The sequence below is a fragment of the Streptomyces graminilatus genome (assembly GCF_001418565.1).
GTDB lineage: Bacteria > Actinomycetota > Actinomycetes > Streptomycetales > Streptomycetaceae > Streptomyces > Streptomyces graminilatus.
On record NZ_LIQQ01000563.1, the window covers coordinates 1 to 15825 of the forward strand.

Sequence of the window (15825 nt, forward strand, 5' to 3'; positions counted from 1 at the left end):
CCTGGACGGGCCTCGTCCTCAATCTCCCCCAGAGGAGGACCCAACGGGCTGGGGGTTGCCTGGCTTGGGCTGTAGGGACGGCAAGGGTGGGTGGGTGTGAAACTCCGTTGACCGGTCCTTGAGATCCCGTGCGGGCTGGTTCGCCCGGGTGGGGGTGGTCACGTTAGGTTTTCTTCATGACCGACACGACTGCTTCCCGTACCACCGGCGCCGTGGCCGCCGGGCTCGCCACCGTCGCCGCTGACGGCACCGTTCTCGACACCTGGTTCCCCGCCCCCGAACTGTCCGCCGAGCCCGGCCCCGCCGGTACCGAGCGGCTGTCCGTCGAGCGGGCCGTCGAGGCGCTCGGCGAGGGTGCGGCGAAGGCGGTCGGACCGGACGCGCGCCGGGGTGTCGAAGTGGTCGCGGTCCGCACGGTCATCGCCTCCCTCGACGACAAGCCCCTCGACACGCACGACGTCTACCTCCGCCTCCACCTGCTCTCGCACCGGCTCGTACAGCCCCACGGGCAGTCCCTGGACGGCATCTTCGCCCACCTCGCCAACGTCGCCTGGACCTCCCTCGGCCCGGTCGCCGTGGACGACGTCGAGAAGGTGCGGCTCAACGCCCGCGCCGAGGGCCTGCACCTCCAGGTCACGTCCGTCGACAAGTTCCCCCGGATGACCGACTACGTGGCCCCCAAGGGCGTCCGCATCGCCGACGCCGACCGGGTGCGTCTCGGCGCGCACCTCGCCGAGGGCACGACCGTCATGCACGAGGGCTTCGTCAACTTCAACGCGGGCACGCTCGGCACGTCGATGGTCGAGGGCCGTATCTCCGCGGGTGTCGTGGTCGGCGACGGGTCCGACATCGGCGGCGGCGCCTCGACGATGGGCACGCTCTCCGGTGGCGGCCAGGTCCGTATCACCATCGGCGAGCGCTGCCTGATCGGCGCCGAGGCCGGAGTGGGCATCGCCCTCGGCGACGAGTGCGTGGTCGAGGCCGGGCTGTACGTCACCGCCGGCACCCTCGTCACCATGCCCGACGGACAGATCGTCAAGGCCCGCGAGCTCTCCGGCGCCTCCAACATCCTCTTCCGCCGCAACTCCGTCACGGGCCGGGTCGAGGCCCGCCCGAACAACGCGGTCTGGGGCGGCCTGAACGACGTCCTGCACAGCCACAACTGACGACACCCAAGATCACGTACGGGTTGTTCGGCGTGACCTCGTCGCGGTCCAGGCAGATGAACGGGTGGACACAGTGTCCGATCCGATCGAATGCCGGACCGTGACGTATGACGAGGGGCTGAGCAATGACGAACAAGCGGACGAGGATCGCGGCGCGTTGGCTGACGGGGGCCGTCACCGCGGCCGTGGTCTGCGGGGTCCCCGCGGGGACCGCCTACGCGGACGAGACGAACACCGGCTCGCACAACGGTCCCCGCGTCGGCCTGGTCAACATCGGCCAGGTCGACGACCCGATGGAGGACGTGCTGGAGCACTTCCTGCTCTTCGGTGACGGGTACCGCTGGGGCTGAGCAGCGGTTGGACCGGCCTGTGGTCGGGCTGGTCATCGGTTCGGGCCGGCCTGTGGTCGGGCTGGTCCGTGGTTGGGCTGGTCAGTGGTTCCGGGAGGGCCGGGGTCGTGTCGCTTCCGCTGCTCAGGCAGTGGTGGCATGGGCTCCGGCACCGGCCCCTTCCGCGTTCAGGGCAGCGTCAACTCCTCGTACGCGGCCAGGAGTTCCTTCGTCGTCCGGCTGTCGGCCGGTCGCAGCGGTGCCCTTACCGGGCCCGAGGGCAGGCCCAGTCCGGTCAGCAGGGCCTTGGCCGTGACCGTGCCCGGCAGGCCGGACGACATCATCAACTCGGTCAGCTCAAGCGCCCGTTGCTGGAGGCGGGCGGCCTCGGCGGTCCCGCCCGCGTCGAACGTGTCGATGATCGAGCGGAAGTGACGGGGGATCACATTGGCGACGGTACTGATGTATCCGGTGCCGCCGAGCGCGTACAGCGCCAGTACGTATTCGTCGCAGCCCGTGTAGAACGCCAAGTCGGTGCGGGACAGCACCTTCTGGGTGCCCATCAGGTCGTACGCGCAGTCCTTCACGGCGACGATCCTCGGGTGGCCGGCGAGGCGGATCATCGTCTCCGGCTCGATCCGGACACCGGTTCGGCCCGGGATGTCGTACAGCGTCAGGGGCAGGGCTGTGGCATCGGCCAGCTCCCTGAAGTGGGCCTCGATCGCGTCCTGCGGGGGTCGGCTGTAGTAGGGGGCGACCGCCAACAGGCCGTCCGCGCCCGCCTTTTCGGCCGCCCGCGCCAGTTCGGTGGAGTGCAGGGTGTCCGCGGTGCCCACGCCCGCCACGATCGACGCCCGCTCGCCAACCGCCTCCCGTACCGCCCGTATCAGCGCCGACTTCTCCGCGTCCGTCGTGGTCGGGGACTCGCCCGTCGTGCCGGAGAGGACCAGGCCGTCGCAGCCCCCGGCCACCAGCCGGTCCGCGAGCCGCTGGGCGCCGTCCAGGTCCAGGGCTCCCTCGGCGGTGAAGGGGGTGACCATCGCGCACAGGGCGCGGCCGAAGGGAGGGGGAGGCGGCATCCGCGGTGTTGTCATGCCAGTAGTTTCGGCCACCCATTCGTGTAGCTCCACTTAATTCTTTTTCATGGTATTCGTAAGCGATGCTTTCGGGTTGGGGTGGCGGGGAATGGCTGGCACTGGTGCCAACTCGGGCGCCATGCGTCACCATGGCCTTGAGGGTCACCGAACAGCAGGTCATGGGAGGCGTCATGAGGCTCGGCAAGGCACTCGCCACCGGTGTCGCGGAGGAAGAGGTCCCCGTCTGCGAGGAGGAACTCCAACTCCCCGAAACAATCGATGAGTTGGAAGCGTCCGTCGAAGAGGTTCCGGTCGCCCGATGAGGCTGCGGCTCCCCGAGGAACGTCCGGCGGAGCCGCCGACCGGATACAAGATCGCCCACCCGGTGCTGTCCCAGGACGGCACCCGGGCCGGGTTCACCGGGGTGTCGCTGGGCGGCGCGCTGCCGTACGGAGTGCTCGCCGACGCGTCCTGCGTCTACGGGCTGAGACACCGCGCGCCGCACCGCCGCTGTGACTGCGGCTTCCACTGCGTGCACGACCGGGCTGCGGCGGAAGGGCTGCTGTGCACCGCCGAGCACCGGGCCGCCGTACTGCTCGACGTCACCGTCCTCGGCGCCTACATCCGCTTCGAACTCGGCTTCCGCTACGCCCGTCAGCGGGTGCGCGTCGCGACCGTCGGGCCCTGTGCCTGCGGGGCGGTCGCCGCCGTGCTCGCCGACGCCGGCTGGGGAAGGCCCGGTTGGCGCGGTCTGGCCGCCGCGTGCGCGGGCTGCGTGCGAGGGCGTACGGCCGTGTCGCTCGCGGGGTTCGCGCGGCTGGCCGGGGACGGGCTGCGGGTCGTGGCGGGGAAGGCGGAGGCGGTTCCCGTCGATGGCCCGCCCGGTGTCGCCGAGGGGTTCGGCGTGCCCGAACTCGTCGCCGAGGCCGCGCTGTTGCAGGCCCGGCTCGACTGGTTCCAGAGCCGGCTCGCGCGACTCGACGAGCGGGGGCCGGGCAAGGGGGCCGAAGGGTAGGGGAGTCGGGCCCTGGCAGGGCTTGACCTCAACCTCGGTCGAGGTCGGAGGCTGGTCGGCGTACCCATCGATGCCGATCAACGGAGGCCGTCATGGCCCGTACCGACGTACACCCCGACCTCGCCCGCCCCGATGTCGAAGCACCCTTCTTCAGTACCTGGCGGGTCGGGACACCCGAGCGGCAGCGGGAGGCGGTCGACGCGATCGCCGCGACCTGGGAGCGGCAGACCTGGCCGGTGGGGGGAGGGCTCGGCTACTTCGTCTACGCCGGGCATGACGGGACCACCCTTCTCCATCACTCCCAGTGGGCCCGTGAGCAGGACTACGAGGCCTTCCTGAAGACCCAGCGGCAGGCGCGCGTCGACGAGATCGACACAGCGGTACCGGGGATCGAGCGGGTCGCCCTCGACCGGTACCGGCGGTATCGGAGCAAGGCGCGGGCCGCCGGGGACACGCGTGTTCCTGGGCTCGTCGTGACCGTCCGGATCGACTTCGAGGAGGGGGCCGCGGAGCGGCGGCGGGAGTGGGTCGACCTGGTGTTCGATGCCATGTCCGAGCCGCTGGAGAGCGACCGCGGCCTCATCTCCGCCCACTTCCATCTGAGCCAGGACGGCACCCACGTCCTGAACTACGCCGAATGGGAGAGCCCGGAGTCCTACGACGTGGCCATCGCGGGGCCGGGGGAGGGTGCCGGTTCGGCAAGCGAGGCGTGGGAGCGCGTACGGACGTATCCGGCGGTGAAGTCGGTCACCGGCAGCCGGTACTCGTACGTCCTTGGACTCGTCCCTGAATGATCCGGTCCCCGCGCGTCCGTCTCACCGAACACTTTCCTCCCCTGGACAAGAAAAGTTTTCGGTGAGACGGTGGAGCCATGCTGGACGTCACCGTGATCGAGGACCCGGCGGCCGCCGCCGTCTCGCTGGACCCCATAAGGGGCCGGCTGCTCGCCGAGCTGGCCGCCGGGCCCGCTTCGGCCGCCATGCTGGCCGGCCAGGTCGGGCTGCCCAGGCAGAAGGTGAACTACCACCTCAAGGCGCTGGAGCGGCACGGCCTGGTCGAGCTGGCCGGGGAGCGCCGCAAGGGCAATGTCACCGAGCGGCTGATGCGGGCGACCGCCGCGTCGTACGTCATCTCGCCGCTCGCCCTGGCCGCCGTACAGCCCGATCCCGACCGTTTCCGGGATCAGCTCTCCGCGCGCTGGCTGCTGGCGGTCGGGGCGCGGCTGGTGCGGGATGTCGGCGCGCTGATCACCGGCGCGGCCAAGGCGCGCAAGGGACTCGCCACCTACGCGCTGGACGGTGAGGTGCGCTTCGCCTCGGCGGGCGAACGGGCCGCGTTCATCGAGGAGTTGACGGCAGGAGTCGCCGCGCTCATCCGCAAGTACGACGCCCCGGACGCCGATGCCGGCCGCGATCACCGGATCGTCGTGGCCGTCCATCCCACCCTCAAGCAGACCGAGTTGGAACAGCCAAAACCCCCGGAACAGCCGGAACAGCCGGAACGGTAAGGAGTCCGTCATGCCCAAGGAATTTGAGATCGCGCGTGAGTTCGAGGTAGATGCCACGCCCGAGGAGGTGTGGGAGGCGATCACCACCGGGACCGGAGGGTATCTGTGGCCGATGGAGCCGCCGGAGCCCCGCGTCGGCGGCAAGGGGCCCTTCGGGTCGAAGGTCGTCGCCTGGGACCCGCCGCACCGCTACACCAACCGTGTCGAGGACGTCGAGGGCATCTCCGAGCAGACCCTCAACCAGCTCGACTACACCGTAGAGCCGCGAGACGAGGGCCGTCGGGCCTGGGTGCGTTACGTGCACAGCGGGATCTTCGTCGACGACTGGGACAACCAGTACGACGGCGCCGCCCGGCACACCGACTTCTATCTGCACACCCTGCGCGAGTATCTCGTCCACTTCGCGCCGCGGCCGGTCGCCTTCGCCACCTTCGACGGGCCCGAGGCCTCCAAGGCGCCCGATGCCCTTGAAGTCGTGGCGCGGGCGCTCGGGCTCGGGGAGGACGTGGCCGCCGGTGCGCGGGTGACCGTCCGGGGGCCCGACGAGTTCGAGGCCGCCCTCGACTTCCGTGACGAGTACTTCATCGGGCTGCGGACGGACCGGGGGCTCACCCGCTTCTTCGGGCGCAACCACTGGGGTCACCCGGTCGGTATCTCCCTGCACGACTTCGCGCCGGGGGCCGAGTCCGGTGAGATCAAGGAGTGCGAAACCGCCTGGCAGGACTGGCTGAACGGGGTGTTCAGCCAGTCCTGAGCGGCCGTACTACTACGGCTTACGGCCTGAAGCGCAGCACCTGCGGGTCGTGGTCGCTGATCTGGTCGTGGAACTCCGAGTTGATGTGCACGGAGTCGTAGTCGAAGTGGCGCTTCCGCCTGATCGACGGGCTGACCAGGATCTGGTCCAGGACCTGGCTGTTGCCCTGGTAGTCGTAGGTGTAACGCTCGCTCTCCGGCAGCGACTTGATCGCCGACCACAGCGCGCCGCCGTCCTCCAGCAGCTTCGCGGTGCCGGAGAACTCGAAGTCGTTGATGTCGCCGAGAGCGATCACGTCCGCGTTCCGCTGGACCTTCAGGATGTCCTTGACGAACGCGTTCACCGCGGTCGCCTGGAGGTGGCGCTGGGTCTCCGAGCTGCGCGTCGGCGGCTGGAACTGCGAGGCGAGACCCTGGTCGCCGCCCTTCGAGGCGAAGTGGTTGGCGATCAGGATGACCGTCCTGCCGCGGAAGACGAACTCGCCCGCGAGCGGCTTGCGGCTGTTCGTCCAGGCCGCGTTGGCCGGGTCGATCCGGCCGGGCGAGAGGGTCAGGGCCGCCTTGCTGTGGTTCTTGGTGACACCGACGGCGGTCGTGGCGTCGCCGCCCGGCCGGTCGGTGAAGGACACCCGCGCCGGGTTGAACAGGAACACCTGGCGGATGTTGCCGCCGGGCTCGCCGCCGTCCGCGAGGTCGACCGGGTCGATCGAGCGCCAGTCGTACGCCGGGCCGCCCGCCGCCACGATCGCGTCGATCAGCTTCTTGACCGTCTGGTCGGCGGCGACCGTACCGTCCTTCGTCGCGCCGTTGTTGTCCTGGATCTCCTCCAGGGACAGGATGTCGGGCGACTGAAGGTTGTTCACGATCGCGGCGGCGTGCGCGGCGAAGGTGTTGTCCGACGGGTCGAGGTTCTCGACGTTGTACGTCGCCACCGCAAGCTCGCGACGCGACTGCTTGCGGGTCGTCTCGCGCTCCAGGCCGCCCTTCTCCAGGGTGCCCAGCTCGTTCGCGACGAGGGTGTAGCCACCGAACTGGTTGAAGTCCAGCGGGCCGGTGGTGGCGCCCTTCAGGCTGTCACCGACGTTCGCGGCCGGGAAGTCGGCGGTCGCGCCCAGGGACTGGATCTGGAGCCGGCCGGTGTTCTGCGAGGTGTACGCGCCGTACACCGTGCCGCCCCGCTGGTTGCGGTGCTCCGACGGCTTGACCGTGACCCACAGCTCGGTGAACGGGTCGGTGCCGGTGACCACGCGGGCGTCCTTGACCTGGACGTTCATGCCCTCAAGGGACTCGTAGTAGTCCAGGACGTACTTCTTGGGCTGGAGCGTCAGCGCGTTCACCGAGCCGCTCGCGGCGGTGTCGCCGTCCGGGGTGTAGGCGGCCGGTACGGACCCGGCGTCGACGACGACCGGGGCCGGGACAGGGTTGCCGCTGGAGACGACGGTTACCGTCGGCTTGACGATCTCCGTCACCGTCTGGTTGCCGGACGTGGCACCGCCCGGCACGAACTCCGAGACCGTGCCGGTGACGGTGACCGAGTCACCGACCGCGACGGTCGGCTTGGAGCTGGTGAAGACGAAGACGCCCTCGCTGGTGGCCGGGTCGGCGTCCGGGGCCGTGTCCTGGATCCAGAAGCCCTTCGACGAACCGTAGGTGCGCACGCCCGTGACGATTCCCGCCACGTCCGTGACCTTCTGGCCCGCGAGCGGGGAGAGACGCGTGGTGCCCTGGATGTCATGAATGTGCACGCTGTCGGCGTGCGCCGACGGGACCGCGATCAAGGTGGCGACCGTGGAACAGACGGCGGCGACGGTGAGCGCGGCGAGACGCGCGGAAGACTTGCTCGGCAACGGGAATCCCTCCGGGGACAGACTTGAGTGCCGGGACGAAAGTGACAAGGGTGGTGCACTGGGAGGAACGCGACCCGCTGGGCGGCATGCGACGCGCGTAGACATCCGGTGAACACTCGGTGCGGGAGAGGTTCCGCCCCGAGGGTTCGGCGCCGGGCGATCCATGGACGATGCCCGGCTTGGGAACAGTGAACATGATGAAACGCGGCGGAAGTCAAGAGTGCGCAGTGAAGCGGCCACCCCGACTTCTACGCGCGTCAATCTCCAGCCTGGTCAAGTCACTTGTCAAGGTTTCAGCCATCCGTCATCTCTGGCAGGTACATGAACCGGGCGGCATGGTGCCAAATCCGTCTAGGCTGAGCGGCTGAGTCGTACGGCCTTCAGCGCAACGTCGTACGGTCGTCAGACGCCGTCGTCGGACTCCGGGCGCTTTCTCCGGGTGCCGTCGCACGGCCATTCGGGCGCCTGAGGAGAAAACAGCCGATGTCAGACAGCTCCCCCCTGCCGCCGGTGCGACTGCACTCCGAAGCGGAGCTGGCGCGGGACGCGCTCGCCGCACCACTGGTCTCCCGCGCCGCCCGCCTCGCCCGCTGGGCCGGGCCGGACACCCGGGTCGAGGCCGGTGGCGTACTCGTCCAGGAGCAGCTCCCGGCGGCGGCGGAGGAGCTGGGGCTGATCGGCGCCGACGGTGCGGACGGCATGAGTGTCGACGGCGCGGACGGTATGAGTGTCGACGGCACGGACGGTATGAGCGTCGAGGACGCGCTCGCCCATGCCGGTGAGGCCTGGCGGGTAGCCGTGGACACCGGGCTCGTCGAGGTCGTCGACGAGGAGGCGGGCACGGTCGCGGTGGGCGAGGACCTGGCACTGCTCACCTCCGGGGCGCCGCACGACGTCCTCGCGGTGTGGCTCGGGGCGCTGGAGACCGTCCTCGCCGACGCGAGCGTGCCCGACCTCGACGATCTCGTGGACGCCATGGACGAGGGTGCCGGGCTCGACTTCTCCCGACTGGACTGGGACCCCGATGCCGAGGCCGACTTCCTCGACGGGGCGCTCGCCAACCTGTACCTGCTGAGCGTCAGCGAGGGCGGCCCCGCCGACGGCACGGTGCCGCTGCCGGCGCTGGCCGCCTCCATGGTCGTACCGGGCGACATGGGTGAGCCCACCAACGATGTCCTGGAGCAGGTCTCGGACATGATGATGCGGCTCGACGACCAGTTCCGGCTGCTCGAACCCATCGGGCTCGTCGCCTACCAGCCCGTCGACGAGGCGCTCATGGCCGACACCGAGGACCCCGGTGCGGGTGCGGTCACGGGCGACGACACGGACGTCTCCCGGTACGGCATGGTGCGGCTCACCCCGCTCGGGCTGTACGGCGTGCGGGCGCGACTGCTGGAGTCCGGCTTCGAGGCGCCCGCCGTCGGGGACCTCGCCGAAAAGGGCGCGGACGCGCTGCTCGACGGTACGGCGGCCTTCCCCGCGACGGCCGCGCGGGCCGAGACCGAACAGTGGCTGACGCGACGTCAACCCCTCGACGCAGCTCGGGAGTTGCTCGCTGCGGCGCGGGGCGGCGACGCCGGGGCGCCACTGCGGCGGCTGCGCTGCCAGCAGGCCCTGTCCCTCGTCGGCGGCGAGGCCGAGCCCGCGCTGCGCGAGGTTCTCGACGATGCGGAGCTGGGCGGGCTTGCCCGCGTCTGGCTCAGTGAGTACGGCGCGGCGGACGTGCCTGCCCCGTCCGAGGCGATGGTGTTCTGGCTGACCATCGACACGGTGGCCGCGCAGCTCGCGGCCGAGGGCAACTCGGCGGAACTGCGTGGGCTGGTGGAGGGGTTGGCACAGCACCACGGGGGGTTCTTCGAGGCGGCCTGGCGGGTGGAGCATCCGGCGACGCCCGATGTGCTGGAGGCGATGGGGAGGCTGCATCCGGACAAGCGGGTGGCCAAGGAGGCGCGGAAGGCGGCGTTCAAGGCGCGGTCGCAGCAAGGGGGTTGAGCGGGGTCGCTCTTTCTTCTGCCGGGTGCGGGTGGGTGGGGGTTGGTCGCGCCCCGCGGCGGAGCCGCTGATGGATACAGCCTCGCGTCCCTTCGGCGGTGCCCCTTCGGGGCAGCCGCCTCTAACGGACGGGTGATTTGGTCGAAGCGGGGTCCGTGAAGTCGCCCCCCGTTCAACTCCCGTTCAGGCGTGGGCGGGAGCGTGGCGCCGGACGTAGTGTGCCGCCCTTCATCGTCACGGAACTCCCATCGCCACGGAACTCCCACTGTCACAGGAGACACCATGTCGCTCAGCCGCAGGGATTTCGCCAGACAGTCCGCGATCAGCTCGGCGGGGGTGGTGCTGGCCGGCAGTGTCGGGGCCCTCGCCAGTGCGCCCCATGCTCTCGCGGCCACGGAGACGGATGTCGCGGACGCGGGGACCGTGAACGAGGCCGGGGAATCCGCGGACCGGCATCACGGGGTCGGCTACGGCCCGCTGCTGCCCGACCCCAAGGGCCTGCTGGCGCTCCCCGCCGGATTCTCGTACCGCGTGATCACCCACAGCGGGAAGACCAGGCTGGAGTCCGGCGAGATCACCCCGTCCAACCATGACGGCACCGCCGCGTTCGCGGGTCCGCGCGGCACCACCCTCCTCGTCAACAACCATGAGCTGAAGGGCCCGCGCGCCGACTGGACCTACCCCGTGCCGCTCACCGAGGGCCTGGTCTACGACCCGGCCGCGTCCGGTGGCTGCACGGTCGTCGAGGTGAGTCCCGACGGTCACGTCGCCGAGTGGGTGGGCATCGCCGGCACCTCCACCAACTGCGCGGGCGGCAGCACCCCTTGGGGTACGTGGCTCACCTGCGAGGAGAACTCCGACCGCGCCGGCGTCAACGGGATGACCAAGGACCACGGGTACGTCTTCGAGGTCGACCCCAGCGACAGGCGCGCCAACCGGAACCCCAAACCCCTGAAGTTCTTCGGGCGTTACAACCACGAGGCCGTCGTCATCGACCCCAAGCGCGGCGACGCCTACCTCACCGAGGACGCCGCGTCCCCCAACGGACTCCTCTACCGCTGGACCGCGCCGCAGCACTGCCACCACGGCCACGGCAACTTCCGCACCCTCTCCGACACGGCGGGCACCCTCCAGGCGCCCAAGTGCTTCGACTCCGGGGGCCGGTTCGTCGACGACCTCTCCCGCGCCACGAAGATCGGCACGGTGTACGGCGTCGACTGGGTCGACGTACCCGACCGCGACGCCAGGACCGTCGAAGTGCGCAAGCAGTTCGGTGCCGGGGAGATCACCCGGGCCCGCAAGCTCGAAGGCATGTGGTGGGGCGACGGCGGCGCCTACCTCGTCTCCTCGTACGCCCGCGCCGAGAGCCCCGTCCAGCACGACGGCCAGGTCTGGTTCTACGACCCCAAGCGCCGCACCCTCACCCTGAAGGTCCTGCTGGGCGTGAACCCCGACCCGTCGGCCGACGGCGCCTTCGACGGCCCCGACAACATCACCGTCTCCCCGTACGGAGGCCTGGTCATCGCCGAGGACGGCGAGGGCGTCCAGCACCTGTTCGGCGCGACGGACAGCGGACGTACGTATCCGATCGCCCGCAACGAACTCAACATCGGCACCGAAGCGGCGCCCGAATACAGCGAGTTCACCGGCGTGACCTTCTCACCCGACGGCCGGACCCTGTACGCCAACATCCAGACGCCGGGAATCATGCTGGCCATCACGGGCCCGTGGAAGCGTCAGCGGCGCTGACGCTTCAAGTCCCTCGAACGAGTGGCGTGTGCTCGGATCGCTGAACTCATCCCCGCATCGGAATACTGTTTCTGTCTCGCACTGGTTGTCGGTTGAGGCGGGGTGGGATTGTGCACGCGGAATCACAGGGAGGAATCGTCAAAGGCTCTCGGGTATGGCTACCCGATGGCTCGGTACGCGCAATCGAAGAGGTGGTGGCGCGGCGCCTCCCTGTGCTTTCCTTCAGTATGGAAGCGAACCAGCGACCTGGTTCCGGGTGATCGCGTACCATTTTCATTGTCCGCTGCTTACTTTGGAACGGAGGGGCACGCCCGCGAAGGATACTTCATCGGTGCGATGCTAGGGGACGGCGGGATGACGTCCTGCACTCCGGAGTTCCACGGGGATCCGCTGGATGGGGCCGTGGGATTCATGCGTGAATTTGCCGCAGAATATGGGTGCGGCGTACGTGAGATTCCGCAGGGATCCATCGTACGTCTGCGGTTCCCATTCAAGGCTGGGCATCGCAATCCGATCACAAACTGTCTCCGGCGCTTCGGTGTGTGGGGTCAACGATGCGATGAGAAGTGGCTCCCAGATTTGCAGCTGAGTCGTGACTTCTGGGCCGGATGGCTTTCGGGACTTGTTGATACTGATGGCTGTGTTCGCGAGCGGGTCAATCCCCGGGGAACGGTGCACGGCCCCGTCGAGTTCGCTACGGTGTCCCCTCTCTTGGTGATGCAAGTGTCTGATGCTCTTTTACGTTTTGGGGTCGCCAACAGGGTTCGAGTGGACCAAAGGCAGCAGAGGAATGGACATTCAATCAATGGCTACGCTGTCGTGAGTCGACGGCCGATCCAGATCGTGGAGATTTCGCGAGCCACAGCGCTTGTCCGTCTAGCTGGGGTCCTGGACCTTCGCATTGGGTACAAGGCATCTACCCTATGACGAGTCCGTGGCGCTGGATCGGGTGAAGAGTATTTCGTCCTCCGGGGTCCGACACGTATACGGCGTAACGGTGAGTCCCTCGGGCCTGTTTGTAGTCAATGGCCTCGTGGCGGGCGCTGTCCCCAACTGGTGAGGTGGGTCGGATCGGGCGGCGGGTTTAACAGCGGCGGGGCGAAGTGTACTCGGCGACGTGGCCTCCGTTTGGGCGGCCGTTGATTTTCCACGCGAAAGCTTGGAATGAAGTGGACCTGTCGTCTGCCGGAGATGGTCGATTCGGTGGGAAGCGTATCCATGCCGCGAAGCTCGTCTGCCATGTGGCCAACGGGCGTGGACGGTTCGCGGTCTTGTTCTTACGTCTACTGGCATCTAACATTTCAGTTCGTGGAAGCTATACGACCTGTCCCTCGCACCCTGCTCAGGGATCGCGCGTACGAAGCGATCCGGGACGCCATCGTCGCCGGGGAGATCGAACCCGGGGCCGTGGTGCGGGACGCCGAGCTGGCCGAGCGGCTCGGGTTGTCCCGGGCGCCGGTGCGGGAGGCGTTCTCGCGGTTGGTCGACGAGGGGCTGCTGGAGAGCAAGCCGCAGAGCTATACGAGGGTGACACCGGTCGTGGCCGCCGATGTGCGGGACGCGGCGGCCGTGGTCGGGGCCATGCACGAGCTGGTCACCCGGGCCGCGGTGCCCCGGCTGTTCGCCGCCGACATCGAGGCGATGCGCACGGCCAACGAGCGGTTCGCGGTCGCCGTACGTGCCGGGGACGTGGAGTCCGCGCTGCGCGCCGACGACCAGTTCCACGACGTCCTCGTACGGGTCAGCGGCAATCGCGCCGCCGCCGCCACCGCCGCCCGCTACACACCACTCATCCGCCGCCTGGAGCGACGACGCTTCAGCGAGGGCGGCAACTGTCGTTCGGCCGGCCTGCACGACAGGCTCCTCGACGCCTGCGCGGCCGGGGACGTGGACGAAGCGGTCCGTGTCACCGCGGAGATCTGGCGTGGGCTCGCCGAGCTGGCCGACATCGACTGACCCCGGGAGGAACCCCATGTCCCTTGCCTCGTACGAGCGTTACCCCCTTCTCTTCGGACCCTCGCCCGTGCACCCGCTGGAGCGGCTCACCGCGCATCTCGGCGGCGCCGCCCTGTGGGCCAAGCGCGAGGACTGCAACTCCGGTGTCGCGTACGGCGGCAACAAGACCCGCAAGCTGGAGTACCTCGTCGCGGACGCGCTCGCCAAGGGCTGCGACACCCTTGTCTCGATCGGCGGTGTGCAGTCCAACCACACCCGTCAGGTCGCCGCCTGCGCCGCCCGCGCCGGGCTCAAGTGCGTGCTCGTGCAGGAGAGTTGGGTCGAATGGCCCGACTCCGTCTACGACAAGGTCGGCAACATCCTGATCAGCCGGCTCGCCGGGGCCGATGTGCGGCTGGTGCGCGCCGGGTTCGGGATCGGGTTCAAGGAGAGCTGGGAGCTGGCGCTGCGGGAGGTGGAGGAAGGGGGCGGCAAGCCGTACGCCATTCCGGCGGGCGCCTCCGACCACCCGCTCGGCGGCCTCGGGTTCGCCGGCTGGGCGTACGAAGTCGCCGAACAGGAGGCGGAGTTGGGCGTGTTCTTCGACACCGTGGTGGTGTGTTCGGTGACCGGGTCGACCCAGGCCGGGATGGTCGCCGGGTTCGCGGCGCTGGAGGAGGCGGGCGGCCGGTCGCGGCGCGTGCTCGGCATCGACGCGTCGGCGGCGCCCGAGCGGACCAAGGAACAGGTCGCGCGGATCGCCCACAACACCGGCCAACTCATCGGGGTCAAGCGTGAGTTGACGCAGGCGGACGTCGAGCTGGACGAGCGCTACCACGCGGGTACGTACGGCATCCCCGATGAAGCGACCCTGGACGCGATGCGGCTCGCCGCCCGTACGGAGGGAATGGTCACCGATCCCGTGTACGAGGGGAAGTCGATGGCCGGGATGATCGATCTGGTGGCGCGGGGGGAGATCGGCCGGGACTCCACCGTGCTGTACGCGCACCTGGGCGGACAGCCCGCGCTGAACGCGTACAGCGCGTTGTTCTAGTCCGAGTGCCTGTGGTGGCCGGGCTCGCCTCTTCCGAACAGTGGTTCCGGCGCGGTGAAGGCGAGTTCGGCGAAGCGTTCACCGATGCGGCGGTGGGTCGCCGCGTCCGGGTGGAGCTGGTCGGGCAGGGGGAGTTCGGCGAAGTCGGACTCCCCGTACAGGGCGCGGCCGTCGAGGTGGTGGAGGTGAGGGTCGGTCGCCGACCGCTGCTTCACGATGTGGGACAGCTCCTCCCGGATGACGTTGAGCGTCAGTTTGCCCGCCGCGCGCTCGGCGGGATCACCCATGGGCTGGAAGCACAGCCGGCCGGCGCTCAACGTGGCGAGGTCCAGGGCGGTGGGGCCCGGGGTGTCCTCGTGCATGGGGCAGTAGATGGGGGAGACCAGCAGGAGCGGTGTGGTGGGGTGGCCCTCGCGGATGGTGTCGAGGAAGCCGTGGACCGCCGGGCCGAAGGCGCGCAGCCGCATCAGATCCTTGTTGACGAGGTTGATGCCGATCTTGACGCTGATCAGATCGGCCGGGGTGTCGCGCATCGCCCGGGCGGTGAACGGGTCGAGCAGCGCGCTGCCGGACAGGCCCAGGTTGATCAGTTCCACACCGCCGAGCGACGCGGCGAGGGCGGGCCAGATGGCGGTGGGGCTCGCGGCGTCGGAGCCGTGACTGATCGAACTGCCGTGATGCAGCCAGACCCTGCGGCCCGGGGTGGGGGCGGCCACGGGTTCGACGGGGGCGTCGGTGCGCAGGGCGACCAGCTCGGTGGTCTCGTTGTGCGGCAGCCAGATCTCCACGTTCTTCAGGTGGTCCGGCAGGCCGGTGAAGCTGAGGGTGCCGACCGGGCCCGGCTGGACTTCGGCGGTCTCGGCGGTCAGGTCGACGGTGACGGTGTTGCCGCCCGGCACGCTGCCCCGGCCGGCCGGCCGACCGTCGATGAGCAGGTCGTACACGCCGTCGGGGCGGGGCGGGGCGCCCACGTAGACCCGCTTGGTGGGCAGGGTGTCCAGTTCGACGGCGGTTGCCCGGGTGCGGAAGACCAGCCGTACGCCTGAGGGCTGGGCCTCCGCCATGGCGAGCTGGGGGTCCGTGTTCTGGGCGCGGGCCAGGGCGGGCAGGCGGTGGGGGAGTACGCCGTGGTCGGTGTGCTCCAGGTCGAGGGCGCCCCGTACGAGGTCCGCGGTGATGGGGGTGGTGGTCCAGCCGTGCTCGGGGCGCATGTCGGTCCTGCCTGTCCTGTGCGTCTTGCCTGTCGTGTCGGCTTGTGGCCTGGAGCTTGTGGCCTGTGGGGCCTGGGGCTTGTGGCCTGTCGGTCGCACAGGGGGGAAGGGGCGGGCGGGGACGGCCAGTTGCGCAGCAGCGCGTCGAGGGCGTCCCGGGTGCGGGTCCACGTTCCGTCCGGGTCGGGGGC

At 69.6% G+C, this 15825-nt stretch carries 15 protein-coding genes; 12 read left to right on the forward strand and 3 right to left on the reverse strand.

The genetic code is table 11. The features are described from left to right. Window positions 1–176: 176 nt before the first annotated feature. Window positions 177–1166 carry a 2,3,4,5-tetrahydropyridine-2,6-dicarboxylate N-succinyltransferase gene (gene dapD, locus AOK08_RS36530; protein ID WP_055534072.1) on the forward strand — a complete coding sequence of 330 codons (990 nt, stop codon included), beginning with the start codon at window positions 177–179 and terminating at the stop codon, window positions 1164–1166. A 125-nt stretch (window positions 1167–1291) separates the two neighbouring features. Next, the gene (locus AOK08_RS36535) at window positions 1292–1516 is read left to right on the forward strand and encodes a hypothetical protein (protein WP_055534080.1); all 225 of its coding nucleotides are present in this window, start codon (window positions 1292–1294) and stop codon (window positions 1514–1516) included. Between the two features lie 167 nt (window positions 1517–1683). On the opposite strand, the gene dapA is transcribed toward AOK08_RS36535, so the two are convergent. Continuing rightward, window positions 1684–2589, reverse strand: coding sequence for a 4-hydroxy-tetrahydrodipicolinate synthase (gene dapA / locus AOK08_RS36540; protein WP_055534089.1), 906 nt, complete (start codon window positions 2587–2589; stop codon window positions 1684–1686). A 137-nt stretch (window positions 2590–2726) separates the two neighbouring features. Between dapA and AOK08_RS46880 the strand changes: the two genes are divergently transcribed. From AOK08_RS46880 to AOK08_RS36560, 5 genes are all read left to right on the forward strand, one after another. Continuing rightward, a complete protein-coding gene (locus AOK08_RS46880; protein WP_206743417.1) occupies window positions 2727–2894 on the forward strand; it encodes a hypothetical protein in 168 nt (55 codons plus the stop codon). Beyond that, on the forward strand, window positions 2891–3586 hold the full coding sequence (locus AOK08_RS36545) for a hypothetical protein (RefSeq protein ID WP_055534096.1): 696 nt from the start codon (window positions 2891–2893) through the stop codon (window positions 3584–3586). The genes AOK08_RS46880 and AOK08_RS36545 overlap by 4 nt, the downstream gene beginning before the upstream one ends. 92 nt (window positions 3587–3678) lie before the next feature. Beyond that, window positions 3679–4380: an antibiotic biosynthesis monooxygenase gene (locus tag AOK08_RS36550; RefSeq protein WP_055534101.1), complete on the forward strand. Its 702-nt coding sequence runs from the start codon at window positions 3679–3681 to the stop codon at window positions 4378–4380. A gap of 77 nt (window positions 4381–4457) precedes the next feature. After that, window positions 4458–5093, forward strand: a complete 636-nt coding sequence (locus AOK08_RS36555) for an ArsR/SmtB family transcription factor (RefSeq protein ID WP_055534105.1) — start codon at window positions 4458–4460, stop codon at window positions 5091–5093. A gap of 10 nt (window positions 5094–5103) precedes the next feature. Next, complete coding sequence (locus tag AOK08_RS36560) at window positions 5104–5847, forward strand: SRPBCC family protein (protein WP_055534109.1); 744 nt, start codon at window positions 5104–5106, stop codon at window positions 5845–5847. 19 nt (window positions 5848–5866) lie between these two features. Here the strand turns inward: AOK08_RS36560 and AOK08_RS36565 are convergent, their stop codons facing one another. Then, window positions 5867–7693, reverse strand: a complete 1827-nt coding sequence (locus AOK08_RS36565; RefSeq protein ID WP_055534115.1) for an endonuclease/exonuclease/phosphatase family protein — start codon at window positions 7691–7693, stop codon at window positions 5867–5869. 483 nt (window positions 7694–8176) lie between these two features. Between AOK08_RS36565 and AOK08_RS36570 the strand changes: the two genes are divergently transcribed. From AOK08_RS36570 to AOK08_RS36585, 5 genes are all read left to right on the forward strand, one after another. Beyond that, complete coding sequence (locus tag AOK08_RS36570; protein WP_055534121.1) at window positions 8177–9685, forward strand: hypothetical protein; 1509 nt, start codon at window positions 8177–8179, stop codon at window positions 9683–9685. A gap of 282 nt (window positions 9686–9967) precedes the next feature. Beyond that, a complete protein-coding gene (locus AOK08_RS36575; protein ID WP_055534123.1) occupies window positions 9968–11434 on the forward strand; it encodes an alkaline phosphatase PhoX in 1467 nt (488 codons plus the stop codon). 411 nt (window positions 11435–11845) lie between these two features. Further along, window positions 11846–12361 carry an LAGLIDADG family homing endonuclease gene (locus tag AOK08_RS49005; RefSeq protein ID WP_422125803.1) on the forward strand — a complete coding sequence of 172 codons (516 nt, stop codon included), beginning with the start codon at window positions 11846–11848 and terminating at the stop codon, window positions 12359–12361. Between the two features lie 381 nt (window positions 12362–12742). Next, window positions 12743–13390 carry a GntR family transcriptional regulator gene (locus AOK08_RS36580; RefSeq protein WP_055534125.1) on the forward strand — a complete coding sequence of 216 codons (648 nt, stop codon included), beginning with the start codon at window positions 12743–12745 and terminating at the stop codon, window positions 13388–13390. A gap of 16 nt (window positions 13391–13406) precedes the next feature. After that, on the forward strand, window positions 13407–14423 hold the full coding sequence (locus AOK08_RS36585) for a 1-aminocyclopropane-1-carboxylate deaminase (protein WP_055534127.1): 1017 nt from the start codon (window positions 13407–13409) through the stop codon (window positions 14421–14423). On the opposite strand, the gene AOK08_RS36590 is transcribed toward AOK08_RS36585, so the two are convergent. Further along, entirely contained in the window at window positions 14420–15634 is a 1215-nt protein-coding gene (locus tag AOK08_RS36590; protein WP_055534129.1) for a GDSL-type esterase/lipase family protein, read from the reverse strand. The genes AOK08_RS36585 and AOK08_RS36590 overlap by 4 nt on opposite strands. Window positions 15635–15825: the final 191 nt, after the last annotated feature.